This is a genomic window from Microbulbifer sp. CNSA002, assembly GCF_047324085.1.
Classification (GTDB): domain Bacteria; phylum Pseudomonadota; class Gammaproteobacteria; order Pseudomonadales; family Cellvibrionaceae; genus Microbulbifer.
Window position 1 is genome coordinate 2,159,793 of sequence record NZ_CP172449.1, and the last position, 25,039, is coordinate 2,184,831.

22 protein-coding genes are annotated in these 25,039 nt (G+C 41.7%); 16 read left to right on the top strand and 6 right to left on the bottom strand.

Annotation, left to right across the window (positions count from 1 at the left end):
• Nucleotides 1-602 precede the first annotated feature (602 nt).
• Nucleotides 603-1,076: a hypothetical protein gene (locus tag ACG1BZ_RS09755; protein ID WP_413665450.1), complete on the bottom strand. Its 474-nt coding sequence runs from the start codon at nt 1,074-1,076 to the stop codon at nt 603-605.
• A gap of 6 nt (nt 1,077-1,082) precedes the next feature.
• Nucleotides 1,083-1,589, bottom strand: a complete 507-nt coding sequence (locus tag ACG1BZ_RS09760) for a hypothetical protein (protein ID WP_413665451.1) — start codon at nt 1,587-1,589, stop codon at nt 1,083-1,085.
• A 1,072-nt stretch (nt 1,590-2,661) separates the two neighbouring features.
• On the opposite strand from ACG1BZ_RS09760, the gene ACG1BZ_RS09765 reads away from it, so the two are divergent.
• From ACG1BZ_RS09765 to ACG1BZ_RS09790, 6 genes are all read left to right on the top strand, one after another.
• Nucleotides 2,662-3,123, top strand: a complete 462-nt coding sequence (locus ACG1BZ_RS09765) for a hypothetical protein (protein WP_413665452.1) — start codon at nt 2,662-2,664, stop codon at nt 3,121-3,123.
• A gap of 123 nt (nt 3,124-3,246) precedes the next feature.
• Entirely contained in the window at nt 3,247-3,648 is a 402-nt protein-coding gene (locus ACG1BZ_RS09770; protein WP_413665453.1) for a hypothetical protein, read from the top strand.
• A gap of 136 nt (nt 3,649-3,784) precedes the next feature.
• Complete coding sequence (locus ACG1BZ_RS09775) at nt 3,785-4,093, top strand: transposase (protein ID WP_413665454.1); 309 nt, start codon at nt 3,785-3,787, stop codon at nt 4,091-4,093.
• 11 nt (nt 4,094-4,104) lie between these two features.
• Nucleotides 4,105-4,608: a DDE-type integrase/transposase/recombinase gene (locus tag ACG1BZ_RS09780; protein ID WP_413665858.1), complete on the top strand. Its 504-nt coding sequence runs from the start codon at nt 4,105-4,107 to the stop codon at nt 4,606-4,608.
• Nucleotides 4,609-4,707: 99 nt separating this feature from the next.
• Nucleotides 4,708-4,947: a transposase gene (locus ACG1BZ_RS09785; protein WP_413665455.1), complete on the top strand. Its 240-nt coding sequence runs from the start codon at nt 4,708-4,710 to the stop codon at nt 4,945-4,947.
• A 50-nt stretch (nt 4,948-4,997) separates the two neighbouring features.
• Nucleotides 4,998-5,261 (top strand): hypothetical protein, encoded by a 264-nt coding sequence (locus ACG1BZ_RS09790; RefSeq protein WP_413665456.1) that lies wholly within the window; start codon nt 4,998-5,000, stop codon nt 5,259-5,261.
• A 465-nt stretch (nt 5,262-5,726) separates the two neighbouring features.
• On the opposite strand, the gene ACG1BZ_RS09795 is transcribed toward ACG1BZ_RS09790, so the two are convergent.
• Entirely contained in the window at nt 5,727-6,668 is a 942-nt protein-coding gene (locus ACG1BZ_RS09795) for an IS110 family transposase (protein ID WP_413665457.1), read from the bottom strand.
• Between the two features lie 328 nt (nt 6,669-6,996).
• Here ACG1BZ_RS09795 and ACG1BZ_RS09800 point away from each other — a divergent pair, with 328 nt between their 5' ends.
• The 7 genes from ACG1BZ_RS09800 (at nt 6,997) to ACG1BZ_RS09830 (ending at nt 16,224) form a co-directional block, all read left to right on the top strand.
• Nucleotides 6,997-7,536, top strand: coding sequence for an NMCC_0638 family (lipo)protein (locus ACG1BZ_RS09800; protein WP_413665458.1), 540 nt, complete (start codon nt 6,997-6,999; stop codon nt 7,534-7,536).
• Between the two features lie 1,257 nt (nt 7,537-8,793).
• The gene (locus tag ACG1BZ_RS09805) at nt 8,794-9,588 is read left to right on the top strand and encodes a sulfotransferase family protein (protein ID WP_413665459.1); all 795 of its coding nucleotides are present in this window, start codon (nt 8,794-8,796) and stop codon (nt 9,586-9,588) included.
• Nucleotides 9,589-9,895: 307 nt separating this feature from the next.
• A complete protein-coding gene (locus tag ACG1BZ_RS09810; protein ID WP_413665859.1) occupies nt 9,896-10,081 on the top strand; it encodes a transposase in 186 nt (61 codons plus the stop codon).
• Nucleotides 10,082-10,756: 675 nt separating this feature from the next.
• On the top strand, nt 10,757-11,344 hold the full coding sequence (locus ACG1BZ_RS09815) for an N-acetyltransferase family protein (protein WP_413665460.1): 588 nt from the start codon (nt 10,757-10,759) through the stop codon (nt 11,342-11,344).
• Nucleotides 11,345-11,512: 168 nt separating this feature from the next.
• On the top strand, nt 11,513-11,758 hold the full coding sequence (locus ACG1BZ_RS09820; RefSeq protein WP_413665461.1) for a hypothetical protein: 246 nt from the start codon (nt 11,513-11,515) through the stop codon (nt 11,756-11,758).
• Nucleotides 11,759-12,828: 1,070 nt separating this feature from the next.
• Nucleotides 12,829-14,328, top strand: a complete 1,500-nt coding sequence (locus ACG1BZ_RS09825; RefSeq protein ID WP_413665462.1) for a vanadium-dependent haloperoxidase — start codon at nt 12,829-12,831, stop codon at nt 14,326-14,328.
• A 498-nt stretch (nt 14,329-14,826) separates the two neighbouring features.
• Nucleotides 14,827-16,224 carry a tryptophanase gene (locus tag ACG1BZ_RS09830; RefSeq protein WP_413665463.1) on the top strand — a complete coding sequence of 466 codons (1,398 nt, stop codon included), beginning with the start codon at nt 14,827-14,829 and terminating at the stop codon, nt 16,222-16,224.
• Nucleotides 16,225-16,328: 104 nt separating this feature from the next.
• Here the strand turns inward: ACG1BZ_RS09830 and ACG1BZ_RS09835 are convergent, their stop codons facing one another.
• A complete protein-coding gene (locus ACG1BZ_RS09835) occupies nt 16,329-18,068 on the bottom strand; it encodes a WD40/YVTN/BNR-like repeat-containing protein (RefSeq protein ID WP_413665464.1) in 1,740 nt (579 codons plus the stop codon).
• A gap of 110 nt (nt 18,069-18,178) precedes the next feature.
• On the opposite strand from ACG1BZ_RS09835, the gene ACG1BZ_RS09840 reads away from it, so the two are divergent.
• Together ACG1BZ_RS09840 and ACG1BZ_RS09845 are read left to right on the top strand one after the other, a co-directional pair.
• Nucleotides 18,179-18,841: a hypothetical protein gene (locus ACG1BZ_RS09840; RefSeq protein ID WP_413665465.1), complete on the top strand. Its 663-nt coding sequence runs from the start codon at nt 18,179-18,181 to the stop codon at nt 18,839-18,841.
• Nucleotides 18,838-20,808: an alpha/beta hydrolase family protein gene (locus tag ACG1BZ_RS09845; protein WP_413665466.1), complete on the top strand. Its 1,971-nt coding sequence runs from the start codon at nt 18,838-18,840 to the stop codon at nt 20,806-20,808. The genes ACG1BZ_RS09840 and ACG1BZ_RS09845 overlap by 4 nt, the downstream gene beginning before the upstream one ends.
• Before the next feature lie 68 nt (nt 20,809-20,876).
• Here the strand turns inward: ACG1BZ_RS09845 and ACG1BZ_RS09850 are convergent, their stop codons facing one another.
• Both ACG1BZ_RS09850 and ACG1BZ_RS09855 read right to left on the bottom strand, forming a co-directional pair.
• Nucleotides 20,877-21,653, bottom strand: coding sequence for a LytR/AlgR family response regulator transcription factor (locus ACG1BZ_RS09850; protein WP_413665467.1), 777 nt, complete (start codon nt 21,651-21,653; stop codon nt 20,877-20,879).
• A gap of 7 nt (nt 21,654-21,660) precedes the next feature.
• The gene (locus tag ACG1BZ_RS09855) at nt 21,661-22,686 is read right to left on the bottom strand and encodes a sensor histidine kinase (RefSeq protein ID WP_413665468.1); all 1,026 of its coding nucleotides are present in this window, start codon (nt 22,684-22,686) and stop codon (nt 21,661-21,663) included.
• Nucleotides 22,687-23,081: 395 nt separating this feature from the next.
• Between ACG1BZ_RS09855 and ACG1BZ_RS09860 the strand changes: the two genes are divergently transcribed.
• The gene (locus ACG1BZ_RS09860; protein ID WP_413665469.1) at nt 23,082-24,899 is read left to right on the top strand and encodes a haloalkane dehalogenase; all 1,818 of its coding nucleotides are present in this window, start codon (nt 23,082-23,084) and stop codon (nt 24,897-24,899) included.
• Nucleotides 24,900-25,039: the final 140 nt, after the last annotated feature.

Below are 25,039 nucleotides of genomic sequence, written 5' to 3' on the forward strand. Positions count from 1 at the left end.
AAAAATGACGCAGGAAATAGTACAAGCCTTCTACCTTGACGGCCATTTCTCCTAGCAAGGTGAAATACTGAAAAATTATGCTTTAGGTTTAAAAATTGCGTGATTTTGGCCAAGCCGGAAGGAATAGTATCGAAAGGCGGGGTGGGAATTAGGAAGGGCTTGCCGAAAGAAAACGTTGACAGTCGCCTATACCATGTACCCAGCGTTTATTGAGCTGAATACAGGCTTGCCGTACGGCCTCTGCTGATCCCACCAGGCCTTTAAAGCGGCTTTCAAAGTTCCGATTGAGATAGAGCCAGTGTTTTGCTGAATCGGGGCTAGCGGGTTGAGCCTAATTATGACTTAGCGGCCACGCAGACAGCAGTTAGCTAAACAGATCTCTCCAGATAAGAACGTGAACTTTCAATACACGACTAAACAACACTAGGACACCCACAGATTGAAATATGACATCGGAAATAGTATAGGCCTTCCACCTTGACAGCCATTTCTCCTGATCAGGTATAGGGCAAGGTGAAATACTGAAAAATTATGTTTTAGGTTTGAAAGTTGCGTGATTTTGGCCAAACCAGAAGGAATAGTATCGAAAGGTTGGGAGGGAATTAGTGGGGCATTGCAGATAGGAAACGCTGGCAGTCGCCTATGCCATGTACCCAGTGTTTATTGAGCCGAATACAGGCCTGCCGTACGGCCTCTGCTGATCCCACCAGGCCTTTAAAGCGGCTTTCAAAGTTCCGATTAAGATAGAGCCAGTGTTTTGCTGAGATTTCCAACCGCTCAAGGATAGGGGGAGCGTTTTGAGAAATGGCACCGCGCTTTTTGGGGTCTAAATGCCGGCCACTCCAGTCTACTAACGCCAAATAGTGATCCAATTGGAAGGGCAACCCTTTCGGCATATTAAGGCGCTTGCCGCCCACAAATGGTAGTAGCTCTTTGGGCTGCTCACCTGAGATCACAGCACGAACACGCTGCTGAATGGACGTGTGATCGGAGTCCTCCGGGGTTTTTGCAATATCGGCACGGATAGGATTGAGATCGACATAGGCCATGCAGGCAACCAAGGCTCTTTCATCCAATAGCGCCTAAGACTTGCAACGGCCCTCCCAGAAACGGCCAGTACAGCGGCCTTCTGCATTGGCTTGGCGAGCAATAGATTCGTTTAGGCAGCGCATAAACCAACTGATATCCATTAATCGCTCTCGCCACAGATCGATCAGCTCTTTAAGCTTGTTCTTTTCACTGCATTCCAGAGAGGCACCCTGAAGAAAGCGCTGAGCCAAATTAGAAGCTTTAAATAGCTCCTGCCAGCGGAAAATGACCTCAGTATCAGACCAAGTTCTGGCCGTTTTAGCATCAATATAGAGCACCACATGGTAGTGATTACTCATTACCGCGTAGGCAGCGATATCCAACGAAAAGATAGCAGCTAGCTTTTGCATCCCAGTCTCAATCCACTGGCGCCGGTGCTCATAATCCCTCCCCAATAGAGCATCTCTTCCACAAAGAAACGCCCTGCGTACACAGCGGGAGACGCAGTGATAGTACGGAGTCGCATCAAGTGAGATCTGTGAGCGGCGAGGCTGGGTCATCGGGTATGGATTTAACTGTTTTAATATCCAGTTTTTTTATTGTGATTTCCGTATTGTGTCAATAGCTGTGACGCCTTAAGCTCTACCTTTTATGGGTGTCCAGAAACGGCCGCTTTCACGCTTGTAAAGAGCTACATCCATTCGCAGCGAACTGCTCCTAACATCTTTAGCCTTCAAGATCCGCAGAGATATTACAGAGTGATTCAGAGTCACGCTGGCTACCTTAACCACTCCCCAACCAATACCAGCCTGTAAAAGTTGGCGAGTGATAGCTTAGGGATTTACGATCATATTGACCGTGATATTGGAGAACAAGAAGATAAACCCAAAAACAATAATGAAATAAAGGGGTTACGGACTAGCGTTAAAATTGAGATAGTAGTCAAAGTGATCGTTTTTCCAGTTTGTACGGACGTATCAGGATGCTTTAAGTCTATGGTTTTAAATAAAAATTTAGGCTTTGGCGTAGAAATTGATTCTGAGATAACAATCAGGATAGTAGTGGTCAGAATGATTACTATATAGCTGTTAGGCATTGGGGGGAAGTTTGGCGGAAATTCTCATAGTTTATTTAGTTGGCCTGCTTATATATCCTGTAGCTATTGGTGCGTACGCAATACAGTCTGGGTTGTATGTTTTGTACTGTATTTGGTTGATTTTAGGGTATGTATTTTGGTGGGAGTTAGGTAGACGAAACCATAACCGACTTCGAGTGTTTCTAGTTGCAGTTTGGTTTTTGCCGAGCACTTTAATTTGTGGTGCCGCTGCCGTTATTCCCTGGCCTATCGCAATGCTTTGGTATCTAGGTGGGGCGTCTGGTTGTATAACTGTCTCTAGTCTGGCAGTAACGCTCGCTTTAAACGTGATGTTTGCAGTGGGCGGATTAAAGTTATGGCAACTGTTTCGGATGAAGCGAGCGAATGCCTAACAAGCGCAAGCAGTTTGCTACGGCCCTTCGGGCCTCCGCGGGACGCCCAACGCCATGCACATTTTGTGCGGGTCGCTGCGCTTCCGGTTTCGCACAAAACGTGCATGGCGTTGGTCGCCCCTGTTGCGGGCGTTATACGTAAGAATGATTGAACGACTAGATAATCCTTCAACTTTCATTGGATGGGCTGCAATTCTCGTTGGCGGATTGTTTCTATCATTGAGTATTTTTTTACTAGCAGACTTTCCGCTATCTGAAGATATAGAATCAACTCATGGAATAGTTGAGAGCGCGCGTCTGAGGCCTGGAGGTAAGGGTAGCGATACTGTGTTGGTATCTATAGACGGTAAGCAGTTCCGCTATGCAGGGTTTTGGAGTGAAGATGTGTCTAAATCCATAGTTAAGGGTTCGGAGGTAGCAATTAGCTACTATCAAGCATTCGACAGTAGCAACCAATTGGTTTCCTTGAACATCGGTAACGTTAACGTATTGAGTAAGTTTCAATCTTTATCTGGTAGGGTTGTATTTCCAAGTGCAGTTGGTTTGCTTAGTCTATTTTTACTCTTTGTAGGCTTTCGTGATCTCTGCCGTCTTCGACACGCATAACAAGTTTGTCCATTTGACGTTTTGGTCTACGCTCCGCTTTGGCGTGGCTTCGCCACTGTACGCCAAAACTCCACTACAACCAAAACGCAAATGACAAAGGCGTTATGCGCTAGGGCATCGAGAATGATTGAGATCACTTTCCAAACCTTTCAAGATCCGACATGCAAGATGGTTCAAATCCCATTTGATAGGTTCTATGACGAGCTAGAGCATGGCGAGACTTACGAGAAAGATGGTGTTGAACGATATCTGGATCACAGGGAACATATCAATGTCGATAATGACAGCGTTTCCTATTTAAGTGTCAAAACTCCAAACTATTCAAACAAAATTGAGTACGGTAAAAGGGGCAGCATCACGCAGCATGCTATTTATCCTGATTCATCAGAGATGCTTGTTGTTCAGAGCCTTATAGAGCCGAATGTGATTCACTCTGTGAAGGTAACTAAGCGCAATGGTGAATGGTCTTCATCATGTATAGAGTTGATATATGACGATGAGCCTAAAATTGTTGACATTAAATAAAGCTCATAACCAGGCGCTGCACCCGACTCCGGCGCTGTCGCGTCTCCACGGGTGAGCTTGGCGTTAGAGCTAAGACTTACCCACGTTTAGTAGACACCCTGTATAGTCAGGTTTAAGCTTAACACGGAGGTGTATCATGGGTAAGAAAAGAACTCAGGTGTATACGGAGGAGTTCCGCAGAGAAGCAGTTAAGAGAGCGGAAAAGCCTGGAGCAACAACGGCTTCTGTGGCGCGAGAGCTAGGCGTCAGCGCACAGCAGATCTACAACTGGCGTCGTCAATTTAATCGACTGTCTGATAAGCAGTTCAATAGTTTAGACGGTGTTGACTATTCCAAACAAGAAAGCGCTGAAGTTCGCAAGCTCAAGAAGGAGCTGCATGAAGCTCGTCAGGAGGTTGAGTTTCTAAAAAAGGCAGCTGCGTACTTTGCGAACCACCAAGAGTAAAGTACGCACTGATACAAGAGCATGTAGGGTCATTCCCGGTTAGCTTGATGTGTCGGTGTTTAGAAGTCTCAAGATCGGGTTATTATCGATGGCGGGGGCGGTTGCCATCTGCTCGCACGATTAGAAAGATACGAACAATCGAGAAAATCCGAGAGACGTTTGTTGAATTTAAAGGTCGTTATGGCGCGCCTAGAATTGCTTGCGAGCTTCAAGAGTTAGGTGAGCCATGCTCGTGGAACTACGTCGCTAAGCTTATGCAACAGGAGCATATTAAAGCGAGAAACGGCAAAGGCTTTCGATATAGTCAGCCCGTAGAGGGGAGCATTAACGTTTCCGCCAACTTACTTAAACGTTGCTTTGATATGGATCGACCCAATTGCCGCTGGACTAGTGATATTACGTATATCTGGGTTCTGGAGAGGTGGCTATACCTCGCGGTAGTTATGGATCTGTACTCTCGACGTATTGTAGGTTGGGCATTTGACTCTCAGATGACCGATGAATTGACACGTTGAGCATTGAAAATGGCCCTAGAGCGACAACCAATAAAGCCTGGACCGCTAGTTCGCTCTGACAGGGGTGTGCAATATCGATCGCAGAAATACCAGGATCTCTTGTCCGAAAGCAAGTGCAAGCCGAGTATGAGTCGCCAGGCTAACTGTTGGGATAATGCGGCAATGGAATCATTCTTTAGCAGGCTAAAAGTCGAGCTGGTCTATGCCGTAACATTCGAAAGCGAAGAGCAAGCAAAATCTGAGGTGTTTGAATACATTGAGATTTTCTACAATAGGGTTCGTTGGCACTCTGCATTGGGCTATGTAAGTCCAGCAGAGTATGAACGAAAATACGCATAGTTAGAGTGTCTACTTTTTGTGGGCAAGACCAGTGTTTAAAGGAGGTGAATATGCAATCTGTAACTAGAGGAATATTTTTCATATTGGCATTCATTCTCTTCATCTCTGGAGTAATAGACGTTGCAGAACAATTCAAAACAGGAGAAGAAGTCAGGTGGCGAGTACCTATAATTTTCTTGGGGTTTGGTGTCGGTATACCACTCGTTCTATTATCGTTTCCTGAAATGTTTAGTACCAAAAGTGATGCTTATGCGGACAGAGAGCCCGGTGAGTATTCATCAGGCGATTGTGGCGGTGATGGAGGTAGTAACTAAACAATGTGCCAAATACTTAACAAGCGTAGGCACACCGACAAAGTTGGTACTGCGCTTCAATTTTGCTCGTGCTACGAGCGTTATTAATCTTGGAGAGTTTTGTGCTCGGAAAGCTGAATGCAATAGCCACATATATAGCTTGGTTGTTTCTTGGAGGTATGATTTTATCCTTTGTTCTTGGTTACTTCGACGTTACTTATGAGATGCCCATCTACTATTTGATCTTTGGCGGTTTTTTCTTGTTTGCAATTATTCATTTTGTATTGGCGCTTTGGGTGCGTTGCCCGAATTGCAACAAGTGTTTAACCATTCAGGGTACGCAAGGAGTTCATCCTGCCTCTATACACAAAAGCTGGTCGTCTGTTGTGTTCCACTGGTTTTCAGGTAGGGTAGGTTGCATACATTGTGGTGCTACAATTTCTATAAATGACTTATAACAAGTGACTATGGTTGTTCGTCAAGTTATTAAGCCATATTTTCATCCCAGTAGGTGTTATTTTTCACCATCGTATTCAGAATCGTAATCTGCTTTCTCATGCAGGCAATCAGAGCGACCTTTTTAGGTTTGCCAGCGTCGACTAATCGCTTATACATCGGCTTTAATTTGGGATGATGTTGTATGGCCGACATAATGGAAACAAACAGAACCGTACGTACACGATGCCTTCCACCCCGAACATATCTCTTTCCCTGGAAGCTGCCGCTATCACGGTTCATCGGGGCGATACCGACAAGTGCAGCGATTTCTTTACGGTTCAATTTTCCTAGCTCGGGAAGTTCACTCATCAACGTATAAGCCAATACATTTCCGACCCCTTTAGCACTCAACAATAGGTCGCGCCTTTGCCGCCACTCAGACACACTGTTAACCAGTTTATCCAGTTGCTTGTCGATACCTTGTAGCTCTTTTTTGATGGTGTTTAGAATGGTCTGTATAGGTTTGTGTACTGATTTCGGCATTCTCTGAAGCCGATTCTTTTGCATTGTGCTCATCTCTAAACACTGACTTCTTACCGCCAGTAAGTCACTGATCTCCCTAAGCTTTTCTGGCTTTAGTACCGACAGCCTTGGCTTCATGGCCTCACCAAAATGTGCAATATCCATTGCATCTAGCTTGTCGGTTTTGGCGAGGCGCCCTGCGGATTTAGCGAAGCTTCTTATCTGAGAAGGATTGCAAACAACAATAGGTAATCCTGCTTTGTCGGCGGCGCAAACAAACTCTAACTCGAGTCTTCCCGTAGACTCTATTAATACTCTTTGAGGTTTAAGGGGTTGAAGTTGTTTAATGGCATCCTTAATGCCACTTTTATCATTGGCAACACTAAAAAACTGGCCAGTAGGTCTCACATAAATATCGAGTTGTTTACTGCTGGTATCGATACCGACATTGATCTCTTGAGGTTCCATAAGATAAGCTATCTCCGCCTTGCTATTCGGGCTCGAGGCCCACATGACTATCCGAGTTATGCCTAGTGAGTGTCTGTCACGTTCCTACTTGTTAACGGTCTTTATAAACCGGCGCAGCAACGAACTGTGACAAACAAGGCCTTCGGTGGCCGCCGAAGGTGGGTCTCAATTTACCCGTTAGCGAAAAGGATTTTCAACATCAGAATCGATCAAGAACTACCATACAAGCCGCAGCAATCGCTTCCTTCGACCGCTGGGGCAGCCAAAACGTTACGCTTATTTGTCTGCCCCTGTGCGGGGCGTTAGGCTCTAAAACATGAGAGAGATGATGAAATATTTCGCAGCTCTTTTGATCTCTATTATCTCTTCCGTATCGCAAGCATCTCAAGATAGTGCTGAATCATTGGCTCTTCGCAAGTCATATCCAATTCAACTTTATATGGGTGCCTGTGTTGTTACTCATGCTCAGCCTGCCAAAGTAGAAAGCCAAGCCAAAGAAATGGGGTTCACCGAAGCTAAAAGGGGGCTCGCTAACCAATATCTACAAGGCCACAAAGGAAAAGCTTGGGTTTCTAAAAATGAGCATGGCAATTTCGCTATTGCTGCTCAAGATAGAGGGTTGTGTTCAGTCTTTATTCATCAAGGTAGCCCAGAGAAACTTATGGCCAGCCTGGAGGCATGGTTACCTCCTGAAGGGTCAGGCTTCAGCTATAAAAAAGAAATCGTTTCTAAATCTGGCCCACTGGAAACCACTTCATACAAGATATTTCGTGGAGCCAAATTAATAGAGCAATGGGTTATAACTCTTTCTACCCAACCCAACTCTAAACTTGTAGCAATAATGTCTTATGATAGATCGCAAGCCTAACAAGTTGGTCAATGAACGCCTACGGCTGGACCTCTGGAAACTTTCCCCCATTGAGTAGGCGCCTACCTTTTGAATAGGATAAGAAAAAATATCGAAAATATTGAGTGAAATATGTGTTGTTGAATACTCAACTGAAAGTAGATGCGACTACTTTCGCCAACATCATTGGCCTGCATCTATTAATAGTGTGTAGATGGCGACAGGAAAGCAGAGAAGGTAAGCTGGTTGAGAAACCCAGTCGTAGAATAAGTATGGCGAAGACAACGAGACCTCAGCATTAGGCTGATAATAAAGAAATAAAACGCCTAAGAAAGCTGGCTGAAAAATTAAAAAAGGAGAATAATTTTCAAAAAAACTCGGAAGCGTACCTGAAAGAGCAAAAATCTGGAATATTGGTTTGGAAACTACAGTATAAACGGTATAGCTATAATTTCTGGGATCATTTGATTTCTATAGTTTTATTTCCAGCAGGTGGGGGCCTATTTCCGCGCTTTTGCGCTATAGAGAATGTTAACCACAGGATACCATTTTTAGTGTTGCAAATTTTATGAAGAATTTTTCGTGAAAATTTATGAGCTCAGCATTATTCGATTGTGAGTGCAATAGCTATTTATAGTCGCAAATAGTTATGCCACTTGTCCAAGCCTTGGCAGATTATGGAAATCAACAGCTAATCAATATTTACTGTTGAGGCATAATGTAGACAAGCTCGGCCGCTACCTGAGTATTACTGGGATGAGATACCTTTATTCTCACGGATCTTTACAGCCGACATTTGATTTTTGTCTTCAGTTTTGAAAGTTATACGTGAACTAATACCAAGTTGATCCTGAAGTAAAAAGAAATTGCTTAAGGCTATCGGTAGGGGCGCCTTAAAGAAGGATAACAAGCTACATTTGATGCGAATAGATAGATGGTTGCATCAATTATAGGTAGTTGTAAACAGTAAACGCAATCATATTATAAGCCCACAAGAAAACTGCCGTAGAGCTCCTCACACTGACGCTGCGTATTTTTTGCTCAATCTGATCAATATAAGATCAAATTGAGAGTATATCCTTCTGCTAAAGCCCACTTATTATAGGGTGTTGATAGAAAGAGGGATAAGAGAACATTCTTGAATGTGGTACAATGCAGTAATCTAGTTACTACCATATTCAAAATAAGATATCGATAGTAGCTGCTATCTAACCGATCTAGAGCGGTTCACAGAATTGCTGTGCTGACAATAGTCGCAAAAGATAAATAAGGATACAGATGAGCTTCCAATCTAAACAAGATAAATGGCCAATACCGAAATTTGATGAGAATGACCAACCACATTTTCTGTTTATTATAACTCCACCTTATTCTGGTTCAACTGCACTAGCGAATTTAATAAATACAAGCCATAAAACAATGATCTTGCAACCCCGGGGGGAAGGGCAATGGCTGATCCCCGGTATGTGCGAGAAAGATAGGTGGAACGCAGATAAGGATATAAATTACTTATCTGTAAAGGCGACTTGGTTAAATAAGTATCAAGCTATTAAGAAGCTTACCCAAAATATTGAGGTGGTCATAGAAAAGTCTCCTCCAAATATGATGAGAATGAAACAAATAGCTTCTCAATTTAAGAGCTATTCGTTTATAGCGAATAACCGGGATCCTTATGCTAACTGTGCAAGTATTCTTTATCGTCATCATGATACGGACAATCTTGGTCAGGATGAGCGCAAAGTTATTCTAGATAAATTAACATCGGCATGGGTCATGAGAAGTGTAAAAATAAAAGAATTAATTTCATCTCTTAATGCTCCTCTTGTAACGTATGAAGAGTTTTGCCGAGAACCACTTTTAATCATTGATAAGCTAGCAGTACCTGATGGCGTAACAGATTCGATCGATCCCAATGCCAACTTAAAAGTTAAGGACTATAAGCCACAGCCAATATCAAACCAGAATGAACGGCAAATATCTTTATTAACGGGTAGCGAAATTGACTATATCAGTCAAAGGCTAAAGCCAGAGGGCGGGCTGTTAAATTATTTTGGTTATGAGTTGCGAAGCTAGAATAAGCTATTTTGGGTCAATATAACCCCATAGTATTCTGTGGGGTCATATTATTTATTTCTTTTCTTGTATCACAAACATCTAAAGTTAATTCTTTGCCAAATCATGGGGCGTAAAGGGCAAGACTTCCCCACGTTTAGTAGACACCCTGTATATTAGGTTTAGGCCTAACACGGAGGTGTATCATAGGTAAGAAAAGAGCTCAGGCGTATACGGAGGAGTTCCGCAGAGAAGCAGTTAAGAGAGCAAAAAGCCTGGAGCAACAACGGCTTTTGCGGCGCGAGAGCTAGGCGTCAGCGCACAGCAGATCTACAACTGGCGTCGCCAATTTAATCGACTATCTGATAAGCAGTTCAATAGTTTAGACGGTGTTGACTATTCCAAACAAGAAAGCGCTGAAGTTCCCAGGCTCAAGAAGGAGCTGCATGAAGCTCGTCAGGAGGTTGAGCTTCTAAAAAAGGCAGCTGCGTACTTTGCGAACCACCAAGAGTAAAGTACGCACTGATACAAGAGCATGTAGGGTCATTCCCGGTTAGCTTGATGTGTTGGTGTTTAGAAGTCTCAAGATCGGGTTATTATCGATGGCGGAGGCGGTTGCCGTCTGCTCGAACGATTAGAAAGATACGAACAATCAAGAAAATCAGAGAGACGTTTACTGAGCTTAAAGGCCGTTATGGCGCACCTAGAATCGCTTGCGAGCTTCAGAGTTAGGTGAGCCATGCTCACGGAACTACGTCGCTAAGCTTATGCATCAGGAGTATATTAAGGCAAGAAACGGCAAAGGCTTTCAATATAGCCAGTCCGTAGAGGGGAGCATTAATGTCGCCGCCAACATACTTAAGTGTTGCTTTGATGTGGATCGACGTATTGTAGGTTGGGCATTGACTCGCAGATGACTGATGAATTGACATGTCGAACATTGAATATGGCTCTAGAGCGACGACAAATAGAGCCTGGACTAATAGTTCACTATGACAGGGGGGCAATATTGACCGTAGAAATACTAGGATCTTTTGTCCGAAAGCCAGTGCAAGCTGAATATGAGTCTTCAGGCTAACTGTTGGGATAAAGATTATTGGTAAAATCTTTCGGCCTTTGCCGGGCCTATCAAGCTCGGCTTATCGGATCGGTTGAATATGTATCTAAGAATAATGTCTTAGGATATGGGATGATTATGAAATACAGGCAAGGAAAAAAGGATGATAGCCACCGTATTGCAGAGCTTGACTATATGGCCTCCGGGGGAGTGGTGGAATACCTATTTCATGATCTAGTGCCTGGCATGTCAGCTATGCAATTATTATCTGATGGATTAAAGCAAGATAAATATCCATATACGTTCCGTAGCTGCATTGTTGCAGAATCTGATCATGAAATTGTCGGCATGGCACTTTCATATCCCGCGCAGTTCCACTGTATAACTGATGAGCTAATAAATTTTCTGCCGGCGGATCGCTTAGAGAGGTTCCGTGAATTCTATTCCAGCAGGGTTGAGGGGAGTTATTTTCTGGATGCTATGGGCGTTGATGAAAAATACAGGGGCACGGGCATTGGCAAAGCTTTACTGAAGCGAACGAAGAGCAAAGCTATTTGTGAAGGCTACAGTGAACTAAGTCTTATCGTATTTTCTGATAATCCAGCGGCTATCAATCTTTATAAACACAGTGGTTTTACTAGTATTAAGAGTATTAAATTGGAGCCACATAAGCTAATTCCACATGATGGAGGTTGTATATTGATGGTGTGTGAATTATAAAAATTTGATTGCGATACCTATAAAGAGTGTTCCATGCCTCTGGGCGCACTGTGTTCGGCATAGTGTGCTTCGCCGTTTACGGTGATATTAGCGAGTAAAAAATGTGAAGATAATTATCGCTATAGTTAAATCTGCACATGATTTTAGTATTTACTAAGAGAATTATTCATGAAAAAGAGCCTTGATCAGCTAATAGATAATAGAGAAGACTGGCGAACAATAGCATTTGCTTTTTACTCCCTGGTTCACAATGACCCAAGTGATTGGGATAAGCTTTCAGACAAATTGAAAAATAGTGAAATAGGCAATATTTGTCAGAAATATATAGATACTAAAGATGTTCAGTACCTAATGGAGGCGGGTAAGATGCTTGCAGGTAAAAATTGGTACACAGCTCTTGGAAGAGCATTTTAAATGTTTGTTATTTTAAGTTGGTATAAAAGTTGTGGTGTGTCGAAAAGATGTTAAGTATTGCAAGTTAGAGTGAAATTATTTTTCCTAGATTTAACGCTGCCCGCACTCGAAAGATAATATTTCTTGATTAAGCTGAATCCAATCCACTGTTGGTTGGCTTATTTCTGGAAATTGCTATAAGCGATTCTTCCAGAGCCTTTCAGATGTGTATGTAATATTTTCACCTTTATGGCTTCGTTTAGCAGTACATTGTGCTGCCAGGGATGGCACTAAAGTATGAGGCTGTCGTTCATAAAGCTCTTCTCGCTAATTATTTTTACTCCCTTTGAGGGGATAGTTTGTTGTTCAGATCGACTCAGTGTATTTGTTCAAGAAATGTCAGGTAAGTGCCTGTAATTTTCTAGCGAATACAATTCTAGTAGAATAAAATCAAATAGCTGGTACTGTTATATATGGCAATGATGGCAGCTCCACGCTATCTGTATTTGGGTTAAGTGGGCTTTAATTATTTGGGTGCTCATAAAATAAGACAATTAAATCCGATATCAGTAGAAAGTGTAATTTAGGTAATTGAATGGAAATGTGTTGGATTTATAGTATTAAGTACTGCCTGACCAGCACTTTTATCACTATCTGTGTTGGGGTAGCTCGTGTTTATAGAAAATATATGCTGGGATGACGCCCCTTTTAATCCAAAAAATATTCGCTAAGGTGTAACTTTTTTGACTTTGCAGTTTGTTAAAAGAAAAAATGGATTGTTGTCTTTTTAAAAGGGCTCGCCAATAATTTGAATCTCAAAAAATTACTGTTTCTGTGAGCTGGTATCTTTACAAGTAATTACTTTGCAAGTAATTTCATTAGCTTGCCTTAATTGTTGGTTTTGAATTTTAGATTCTGATAATACAAGTGCTGTCGGCACTAAAAGAATGTCAGGAATTATGGTCATTTACAATTGAAATGGGGGAAGCGAGCAGTCTGTTTTAAAGTGTTTTTAGGTGTTTATCATTAGAAAGTGGTCGGTAGTTAGGATGCTACACTGGTCACATGGATATAGCAAAAAGGAAAATCCAATGCTAAAAGATGTAACTTATAAAAAAGCTTTAAAAAGTATTATAGGATTAGTGTTTGTGTCAGCAAGTTGGCAAGCGCAGGCCATCAGTTGTCCTCAGTTAGAGGACGTTTCATTGCCTCCAAAATGTAGCTCTGAAGAGCTAGGAACTTGTAATGTTGCGGTACAAAATATAATCCCAGCTGCAGCCTGTGCAATCTTCGAAGTGTCTCCGGCCGCAAATGATGCGACGTTGGTACTCCGTTTTACAACGCTTATCACTAACTCCTGGTTTGATGCAACAGCACCTTATCATCCGACAGCAAAGGGCGTTTACTCAGATATTAGTCGAATGACAGAGCCGACAGATAATACTGAGTTAAATATTGCATTGACCTATGCTTCCCACAAAGTACTAAGTGGTTTATTTCCCCATTTGGTATCTGAATGGGATGATATGCTAATTGAGCTAGGGTTAGATCCTGAAAATATTTCAGAAGATACGTCCACACCAATTGGTATAGGAAATTATGCTGGTAGAAAAGTTCTGGAAGGACGTGTCAATGATGGGATGAATCAGTTAGGTAATGAAGGTAACCAGCTTTATCATCGCTTGCCTTATGCCGATTATACGGACTTTAAACCCGCTAATTCTGCCTACAAGCTGCGTTTTCCATCAAAATGGCAGCCGGCAGTTTTAATGGAGCGACCAGGCGTATTTCGGGTTCAGCAGTTCGTAACTCCTCAAATTGCATTGACTACGCCCTACAGCTACGAATCTCCTGATGAGTTCACTTCACCGATACCAATTAAATCCAAAATTTGGAACTATCCCAGTTACGTAGCGCAAGTAAATGATGTATTGGCTACATCAGCGAATTTAACTGATGAGCAGAAGATGAAAGCTGAACTATTTGATATGAAGATATTCAGCTTAGGCTTCGCTGCCGTTTTTGCATCTGAATCTCAAGGTTTATCCCTGATGGATTTCATACACTATGACTTCCTAACTAATATGGCAGCTTTTGATACTGCAATTGCTATTTGGAAGGAAAAGCGTCGCCATAACTCAGTAAGACCTTTTTCTGCTGTTCGGTATATCTATAAGGATGAACCTGTAACGGCTTGGGGGGGCGCTGGAAAGGGAACTGTGGATGATTTACCCGCCAGTCAGTGGACTAGCTATCTGCCTGTAGCTGATCATCCCGAGTATCCCTCCGCATCAGCTAGCTTTTGTGCTGCGCATGCCGAGACAAGCCGCTTGTTTTTACCTCAAGGCGATACTTTGGGATATTCTGTAACTGCGCTGTCTGGCAGCTCCCAGATTGAGCCTGGTGTAACACCACAAACTGACTTGAATCTATATTTCCCTACCTGGACTTCATTTGAAGAGGACTGTGGTAACAGTCGTGTATGGGGAGGTGTACACTTTGAGCCTTCAGTACCTGCAGGGCAGGCGATAGGTCATCAAGTGGCACATCGTGCTTTTCAGTTTTACCTCTCAAAATTAGAAGGTAACTAAGAGAGATGACGTGGGGCAGAAGCATCACTAATTGATAAGCTCTGATCCAATTAGTATCTTCTGCCTCATTTATAAGTTAGATGTTTCTATTCTGGGACCTCTGTTCATCAATGTTTAAAATGTGAGCTAAGTTGTCATTAGATAATCTTTTATCTCGATACTTGGGAAATCTAGAGTGGCTTCCGGTCACAAGAAATGTGAACCTAAGAACCCAATAATAAGTTCACTCAAGTGACTGAAAAAGCCATATAGATAATGCAGCCTATTGTACCATAAGTTAAGAAGTGGAATACTTGACAATCATTTTTGACAGAGGAGCCTGAATCTCAGTAGGGAACAATATCCCGTTGATGTGTTTCTGCAGTTTTTAGATGTTTTACAGGACTTAACTTTAATTAAAATATAATTCAGTCCTGTTTCTCTTATGCTAATTACTTTACTTATAATAATTGGATTGTTATTGCCTGCAGTATGGCAGGTATTGTTAGGATAATTGTGATGAAGCGAATCCCTGAACCCTTCCGTATAAAAATGGTTGAGCCGATCAAGATGACAACCTATAAAGATAGGGAGGTTGCACTCAATAAGGCTGGATTAAATCCGTTTTTACTGCGCAGTGATGATGTCTATATTGACCTATTGACAGATTCAGGCACTGGTGCAATGAGTGATAATCAATGGGCGGGTTTGATGCTTGGTGATGAGTCCTATGCCGGTAGCCGAAACTACTACAATTTGTGCAATGCAGTAGAGCATTTTTTTGGGTATAAATTGGTTGTTCCTACACATCAGGGGCGAGGGGCAGAACAAATTTTGTTTCCTGCTCTGATTGAGCGTATGCGTCAAGTGCGTGGAGGGACGGAGCCTGTATTTATTTCAAATTATCATTTTGATACTACTGCAGGGCATATAGAGTTAAATGGAGGAAAAGCAATTAATGTGGTGGATAAACGTGCTTTTGATACCACGACAGCATACGACTGGAAAGGTAACTTTGATTTACAACGCCTGGTTTCCACTATTGAGGAGCACGGAAGCCACAATATCTGTGCGATTATAACTACTGTGACCTGTAACAGTTCTGGTGGTCAGCCTGTGTCCATGAAAAATATGCAGGCAGTTTATGAAATTGCTACTAAGTATGATATCCCAGTGGTAATTGATTCAGCTCGATATTGCGAGAATGCTTACTTTATAAAGCAGAGGGAAGAGGGGTATCAAGAAAAATCGATTTTAGAAATTATTCGCGAGATGTATCAATATGGGGACATGTTAACAATGTCCGCAAAAAAAGACCCTATGGTAAATATTGGTGGCCTTTGTTGTATTCGAAACAATGAGGAACTGTTTCAAGCCGTACAAACCCGCTGTGTCCCTATGGAGGGTTTTGTGACCTATGGAGGGATGGCTGGTCGCGATATGGAAGCGCTGGCCCGGGGGCTCTATGAGGCTGCCGATGAGAGCTATTTGAACTACCGAATTGGCCAAGTGGCCTATCTGGGAGAGCGATTGAGATCTGCTGGAGTACCCATTCAATATCCCACAGGTGGGCATGCGGTTTTTGTAGATGCATCGAAGATTCTTCCCCATATTCCATCAGAGCAGTTTCCGGCACAGGTGTTAACCAATGCGCTGTATCTAGAAGCGGGAATCAGGGCTGTGGAAATTGGCTCTTTACTTCTTGGGCGGGACCCGAATACCGGTGAACAAAAGAAAGCAGATCTAGAATTAATGCGGCTTACTATTCCACGTAGAGTCTATACAAATGATCATATGGATTATGTAGCAGATGCGATTATCGAACTTAGCTCGCGGGCCAATGAATTGCGGGGGTTAGCTTTCGAGTATGAGCCACAAGTTCTACGGCATTTTACTGCAAGATTTACAGAGATTTGAGCTATAAATAACTATTTTTTCTATTGTAGTGAGACCATTCTTTAGTAGATTTTATAGCCAAAATAAGGTGGATACATTGGATGTTTGTATCCACCTGATTTTTTCTAGAAATTATCTTGTTGTCTTACCTGGTTCCAACTGGCCCCTAAGTCTGTCGATTCATAGAAATCACCATTGGCACCATCGCAGGAAACTAATAAACGATCGGCAACCAGAGGAACTATAGAGGTACAATAGTCTGTAGGTGGTTTATTGTCTGTAGATATCCAGCTTTTTCCGCCATCCGTTGTTGTTAAGATTCTGGTTTCTGTTTCACGATTCCTACCGGAAAAGTTACTTTGTGAAAAACCAACAATCGCAACGGCTTCATTGTCAGTTGAGAACCAGGGAACGGATCGAAATGTGAAATTTCTATTTATACAGCGATTTCTGGAAGATTTACTCTCTTTACATTCTTTAATATATGTAGTTATTTTATCCTGGTTGCCATTTTTATCAATTTTGTAATAGGTTGGCTTTCCTGTCCAGGACCAGAAGCCAGCTTCCTCGACACCTAACTGAACTGCGCCTGCGTCAACAATTGCATTTAGGTCAAAATCATCTACTGTTTTTTCGATCATCCAACTTTCAGGATCATAGATGAAGATTTCGCTGTTGATTGGCGAAAATATAATACTTCCATACGTTGATTGCTCACGGACAGTTATGTAATTCTGGCCGTTGAATTCAAAAATAGTTGTATTGTATATATGTTGGTCACTTTTGGTGTGGGCTTTCATTTCCCCTATTTTTACTTCTGCAATATGCTCCCATCCTTGACCTGATCTTGAGGAGTATTGATTCAAAAGTTTCCACTTTACTTGTGAATTTGATACTACTCCCCTAAAAATATTCACTTCAAAGTCGCGAGTAACTAGAAGTTCTATCTCTCCTGTATCTAGAAGTCTCAGGTTTTCAATGTGAGTATCATGCTCCAATGATATGTCTAGCCAATCCCCTTTAGCAGAGCGCCAGAATAGAGCGCCTTCACTCCCCCCGACAACTAGATCACCATGATTGTTTTGGGCGATAGCCGTTAGTTCATGATTGGTGTCAACAGCATCAAGCTCCCATCCCCCGTCGGGAGTACGTTTCATAAATACGCCGACCTTTCCAAGAAAGTAGATGGAATTATCAGGAGAAATATACTCTTCGCTGTATGTCAGAGGATTCTGTGCAATGGATATATAAGCTGACTCACGCTCTTCATCATTTTCATCGATATGCCACCCGTTGATTGATTGAGGATCGTATTTTATGAATGGAAAGTGCTTTGCAATTACCTCCCCTTCTTTTGATTCAGGCGCGCGAATCAAAAGGTCAAGGTATCTGTCACCTTGTGGCTTTGGATAATAGATCAAAGTACCAAGATCAGTGACCTCACCCTGCGTAACTGAAAAGGTCCCCAGCTTCTCATCTGCACTTACGAAACGGCTGTACCATCCATTACCGTTTGAATAGAACGCCCGAATACTACTAATAGAGTAATTCCCTGGTTTGACAGAAGAGGCAAATACCGTTGTACCATTTAGCTTTGGTCGATCCGCAAGGAGACGTTCCGGTTTTATGGATTTAGACTCGTTCAAGTTTTCCGGGTTAATTGTGAGTTGATTAAACGGCAGGGCAACTCCAGAGGCGTTAATGATTCGAGCGACAACAATTCCATCTTGTTCGCTAATAGGGACGTCTTCTTTCAATGTTGGTAGCATATTAACTTGCCCCGCACAACCTTGTAGAAATAATAAACAGACTGCTAAAAGAAGTGGGCAAGACTTAACGTACCTGAGAGGGTTCATCCCTGACATATTATTCTCCATAATTTGGACCAAAGCTTGCCAATTGTATTGCATTTGGCTCTGAGATAGTATTCAAAACGTTGTCACTCATTTATAAATAAACATATGGAAGTGTTATTTTGACACTAAATTTTAGAAGCGTGATGCCGGTAGGCTATCAGGTAAGTGGAGTAGATACTCTTCTTAAAGGCATAATATTTGCGGCAATCCTTGTGTCTGAATCAGTAATTGCTCGGACGCTATCATTGGTACCCTATGATAGTCCACCTGAGTTAGAGGGCGGGCGTGGGTATGTTTTGGTTAAGCTAGATGTAGGAGGTACTGCGCCCTCAATTGAGTTTGCTAAGATGTACGCTAATGGAAATAAATACCTGCTGAGTGGGCAAAAATATAAACTGCGAAAGAAAGGTCGTTATAAAGTCAGCCTCAAGGATAAGTCCGAAGGTTTTTACCTGATGACAGTCCCAGCTGGCCTGTACCAAATTACCCAAATAAATGCACCTTACTTCAATCTCCCCTACAAACTAGATACTGCTAAGCAGCGTACTTGGCGTTTTCATGTGGAAGCTAAAAAAACAAATTATATTGGTAGCTTGTTTATAGGTAAGCAAAGAAAGTCAGATACAGTAGAAGTCTATTTCAAAAATCGAATAGCAACAGATTTAGATGGAATTCAAGAAGCTATAAATTCATTAACTGAGTTGTATCCTCTAGTATCTGGTGCGGGAGTGCAAGATGAATTCTTGCAAAGTTGGTTAAGTCCTTTGGAGATAAACCAATGATTGTTTTTTTTCGAGGGACTTTATTGGTTTTGTTGTGCATTCTGGTGAAAATTGGTCCAGTAGTAGCAATGCCAGCAGAAAGCTACTTTAAATCGATTGATACTATAACAGCACAAGTCAGTCCAGATGGAAGATTGGTAGCGTCCATTAAGCAGAGTGATGCTAGTCAAAAGTTAGATATTTGGAGTCGTGAAGATGGGTCTAGTCATACCCTGATTGATCTCGAAACATTGACATCCAGGGATGCATCAATTCAATTTATCCGTTGGGTTGGCCCAAAGTATCTTGTTGCCCAGTTTAAGGAAGTCAAGAAGGGTGTTAAAAATTTATTAGATACCAAGCCTGCTTATCGACTATTAGTGCTTGATGTCTCAGGCTCCGAAGGCCAGCCTCCAGAAATATTTGAGGTAAAAACACCAGGATGGTTGGTCCATGCGTTGCCAAACAGGCCGGGCCATTTTCTGTATGCAAAAAGTGGGATTTACTCCAAGGTATACAGTATTGACGTATCTAAGCTGAACCGATTTAAGCAGAAAGCAAGTAAACTTTTACGAAAAGATGGAGGCCAGTTTACAGTTCAGAATGAAGTGGCTTCAGTTGAAGGGTATGCGATACGCTGGTTTTTTGATCCATCAGGGCAGGCAAAGTCAGTTTTGTTTTTCAATGACAGCAAGCTTCATTTGAGTAAAATTGTTGATGGACACTCTACCGCCCCAATAAAGAGTTGGTCTGAAGAAGAGTTGGAAGAGGAGCCCGCCCCCGGAGCAGAGCATGGAATCCTTATACCGGTATCTATAAGTTCGGAGTCTGGAACTTACTTTTGTTTAGATACTAATTCGGAGAAAGATCGGGTAGTTTACCGCTGCAATTTCACTAGTGGAGAACAGAGCATAGTTTATCGATCTGATAGCTACGATATTATCGATCTGATAATAGAGCAATCGACAGGGGAGTTGATTGGTGTAAAAGTCGTTCATAATGGACGGTTAGAATATCAATATATTGATGAGGATAGACAAGAAAAAAATGGCATGGAGAGTCTACTGAAAACAACAGTAGGAAGAAGCCTCGATAGTACTATAGAGCTTTACTATAGTGAGAGCCACGGCCAGCCAGGACGTTATTTCCTTAACAGGAAAAATCAGAAAATTGACCAGCTAGTGGCCTCAAAATTTCCACATTTAAATGATCAACTTGAGAGTCGCCAATACCACGACCAGGTTAAAGTGGAGGGATTGGATATTCCCTATATATTGACCATGCCAAAAGGTAACGGGCCATTCCCTCTTATAGTTATGCCACATGGTGGTCCTCTTGGCGTTTTTGACCATCAGTATTTTGACTACTATACACAGTTCTTTGTGGCGAATAATTATGCCGTTTTAAGGGTAAATTATCGAGGATCGAGTGGTTATTCAACTGAGCTGGAAGAAGCGGGTGTTCAGCAGTGGGGTAACTTAATGCTTGAAGATATATTTCAAGCAACAAAGGTGGTAAGTGACCGAAGCGATATTTTGTCTTCGGAAATTTGTTCTGTTGGAATGAGTTATGGTGGATATGCTGCACTAATGATGGCTATCAAACACCAGCAATTGTTCCGCTGTGCAGTCAGTGTGGCCGGTGTCACAGATGTTAACCTCTACCTGAACTCACCCTATGCAACTGAGGCTCAAAGTAAGTGGCTGCTGGAGAATGTTGGAGATACTGTTAAAGACTATGGCAAACTGAAGGACATTTCACCAGTATATCTGGCACAAAACCTTCAAAGGCCTGTATTTATTATTCATGGTGAGAAGGATGAAACTGTTGATGTTGAACATATGTATCGCATGAATATGATGTTAAGTAAGTTTGATAAGGACTATGAGTGGAAACTATATCCAGAAATGGCTCATGGTCCTACTGATAGTGAGCACCATAGAGCTATTTTTGGGTCGATCATCAGTTTCCTTGAAAAGAACATGTAGGTTTCTGGGATTATGGAGGCTCGGAGTAATTTCATAGCTGTATTTGTGGGATTACTTAGAGCCATCTATTACCCAATTAGAGAGCTAGCTGAGACTCTAATACTCTCCTTTAAGATGGATAGAAAACTGCGAGATACTGGGATAAGTGTATCTGTTCCGGAAAGCCGGACAAAATGGCGTCGTGACTGTAACTTTAATTCAAGGATTCTATGGCTGTTAATGATGTAGCTTCGATGTAATCGGTAAAAAGTTTCCTTAGGTAGCTGCTCACTGAAACTGTCAAGTGTCATATCTGAAATAATGGTATTTGTATTGTGAGATTTAACTCCTGTCTCGGTAAGGTGGATGCGACGATAACGACCGATACTATCGATATAGTTAATTTGTTCATATTCAAATATCTTCATTTGATTGTAATCACTCAAAACCAATCGGTTTCCGCTTGTCGAAGACGTCTGTTGCCCTAAGGCATACATCTCTTGCCGTAATATCTTGCGAATGCTTTTCTTTATTAATTCTGGATGAGCAGGCTTTGTCAAATAGTCAATTGCATTTGTGTCGAACGCACGCAGGGCATAGTGCTGATAGGCTGTTAGGAAGACAAGTTGATAGTTTATATGTTGAGTTGCATTGGCCACATCAAAGCCATTCACTTCTGGCATTTCAATGTCAAGGAAAACGATATCAGGGCTTTTGGTTGTGATCTGCTTTATTGCTGACTTCCCATCAGTTACTTGCGCCACAACTTTCAATTCATCGAAGGTGTTGATTACTTCTATTAGATTGGATCTTGCTGCAGGTTCATCATCGACAATAATTACCTTTTTAGTATTCATTTTCGCCATTTTCAACCTACGGGGTTATGGATGAATTTACTTGTGGGAATCGAATTTTCAAACTTGCTCCTTCACCGCTTGAATTTAGCTTAAGGGCGTGGTTGTCACTGAAGTTGACTCTTAATGTTTGAGTTAGAATACGTAATCCTTCACCATAAGTGATGTTTTTGTCATCAAAGCATGCCCCTGTATCCTGAACTTCCACTTCTATGTAGCTATTATTTAGTTCCACATTTACACTCACATGACCACTTTTAGCGTAGGGTGCAATACCGTACTTTATAGCATTTTCCACAGCTGGCATTAATAGTAATGAAGGTATATTCATTCCATTCAAATTTTGTGGGCAGTCAATATCAAAGGTGAATCGATCCTCAAAGCGCTTTTGCTGCAGCAAGAGGTATAACTCGATTAATCTTAGTTCTTCCTCAATAGTTATCCATTGGGTTTTGGTTAAGTTGATTGTGTCGCGCAATAAATCGGAAAGGCTGTAAATGAGCTCTTTAGCTTTTGATGGGTGCTGAATGACTTCTGATGCAATCAAATTTAGAGTGTTAAATAGAAAGTGAGGATTTGATTGCATTTTAAGTATTTGTAGCTCTGCCTGTTGCGCATGAAGCTGCGAGCGATAGTAGAAGCTTTGCTGTTGAAATATATATATGGCAAAAATATAAACTGTGGATTCAAGTAGCATTATCGCCAATGGTAATATTTTAATATCAGGTACTTTGAAAGTTAATGGGGGTTCTACGATCGGTGCAATGCTTATAAATAGAAAAATGACTACAATTGGTCTAAGTAAGTAAATGTGTTCTTCTTTTAATAATCGTAGAGGGCTGTTGGGAAGGTTTTCAATAAAAATGAAAAGAAGGTGACATAAAATAAATGTTCCCCATATTTTAGCTGTAGCCAACAGGAAGAGGTGGGGGGTTAGTGACTCAAGTGAATAAAGTGTAGCAGAGACGATAAAGATATTCACCCATGGCCATATTAGAAGAAATATCCATGCTTGGATCTTATTTATTTTGCGAAATTCAAACAAGGTTCCTTGCCTATATTGCATTCAATATCGATTTTATATATCAAAATATCAACAGTGAATGATATAGGTAATCTCATATGAAAGAAACTTGCCATTTGCTCCATTGAGCTTGAAATATGCACCGTTCATACAAAACATTCTCGATTGCAAGCAAATTTTTAAGTATCTAAGCATAAGTTTATGTATCTCTGGTTTTTAAATTGGCGGAAGTTAGTTATGTGCTTTTTTTATAGAGTTTTCCCTGTTTAATTAATGATAAAACTTCCAACAGTTCTGGTCGTGCGGAGTTTTTCACCATCCGCACAATTCTGTCATAGGTGGATGCTCTGATGGTGATATGAATATCCTCTCCAGTTAAAGGAATTTTTATTTAATGTAAAAGGAAGGTTTATATTATGAATTATTCTTTTGTCTCTATATCTATAACTCACCAATATATCTCTCTATTCCGGTGCCTGCTCGGTATCTGCTTTTTGGGTTCCCTATTGGTTGCTTGTGACTCGGATGACTCTGAAGATGTCTCTGGGACAGAGATTCCCTTAGTTACAGGCCCAAATAGCGATGCTTGTAAATTGTCTGAAAGTGAAATACATGCAACCGCTACGGGTTTGGAATACATTGTTACTCCCGATGCCTGTTTTGACTCCCTTTCAGGATATGAGTTTGAGCCAAGTTACGTAGAAATTGACGGCTTAAATATGCATTACGTGGATGTTGGGCCTAATAATGGCGAAGTTATACTGTTACTACATGGTCAACCCAGCTGGTCCTATTTATACCGAAAAATGATCCCGATCCTTGCTGATGCCGGTTACCGAGTGATTGCACCAGATAATATTGGAATGGGAAGGTCAGACAAGCCGATCGACGTCACAGTTCATCAATATGAACAACATGTTGCTTGGACTAAGGCGTTTATTGATAAGTTAAATTTAACTGATATTAATCTGTTTGTACAAGATTGGGGAAGTGTTATTGGTCTTCGTATTGCAGGTGATATGCCACAAGTTATCGAAAGGCTAGTTGTCGCGAATGGTGACCTTCCGGTGATTCCATTGGGGGGAAATCCTTATATATACCCGACTTTTGAGATTGATGAATCACTGGGTGATGCAGAAACATTCTTTACTTCAAAATCGACTGACAGGGTGGAGGGATTCCAACAATGGATTAACTATGCTTCTAGTGTACCGGAATTAATTGCTGGAGATGTGGTACAAACATTGACTATTAACCTGCTAAGTGATGAGGAAGTACTTGCGTATAACGCCCCCTACCCAAATATTGAGTATAAAGCGGCAATACGAGCATTTCCTGCGATGATGGTAGGCATTGAAATGCAGAATTTTTCTGCCTGGAAAACACTTGGAGCTTTTCACAACCCATTTATGTTTAATGCCGGTGAGTATGATATCAACTTGGGGAGTATTGAAACGCAACAGAAGTGGGTGGAGCATGTACCAGGTTCGGATGATGGTGATCATAGGCGCTTTGCTGCAGGCCACTTTATTCAAGACGATGTAGGCGAGGAATTGGCCATACACTTTTTAGATTTCTTGCGAAATACTACGGTTGAGGAACCATTGCAAGCTGGCGGTCCACTCTTTAATTTTCGCTATTGTGAGATATTACTGTCTTATCTAGACGGAGCTGAGGAGTCAACAGAGATTTGGGGTACCCCGGGTGTTAATTTTTGTCCCCAAAGTCAGTGGGATGCTATCAACTTCAACGATATAGAAATTGAGTATGGTGCGCTTTTTGCAATCCCTAATGGGCCGCGTTTTTTTGTGGTGGATGAAATTTTAGGTGGCGATATTGTCTCACCCAGTCCGGATGATGAATACCGTTTTTTTGGTGACTTAGAAATGCGCTTATTGACTACCATGAATTATAGTTCTGATCTCGGAGAGAGTGTTTCCTATATTCCTGGACAAGTACTAAGGAATAATACTTGGTTGTTTTATGAAGGCCGTCGTGTTTACGAGCTAACTGATATCAATGGGCAGGTGTATATTATGCAATCATTTAGTCATATTGAGGTCTCTGATCTTCAGTTTGACGATTTAAAAGACCTGGGTAGTCGCCTCAATCTGCCAGAAGGCTGGACATTTAGAAGTCGCATTCTAAGTGAGCCATTAGAAGTCTCCGCCATCGATGGTATTGCTGAGGTGGTACAAGACGACTTAGGTAATAGCTACCAGTTAGTGCCGTAATATAAATGAAGTAACATTCATCGGTGTTATAAGGAATTACTGTTCTTTAAGAAGCCCATTTTTATTAAAGTGGGCTTCTTATGCATCGCCATACCCTTCAAGTGCATAGGTTAATGGAGGCTTAGGTGGTCTCTATGTCA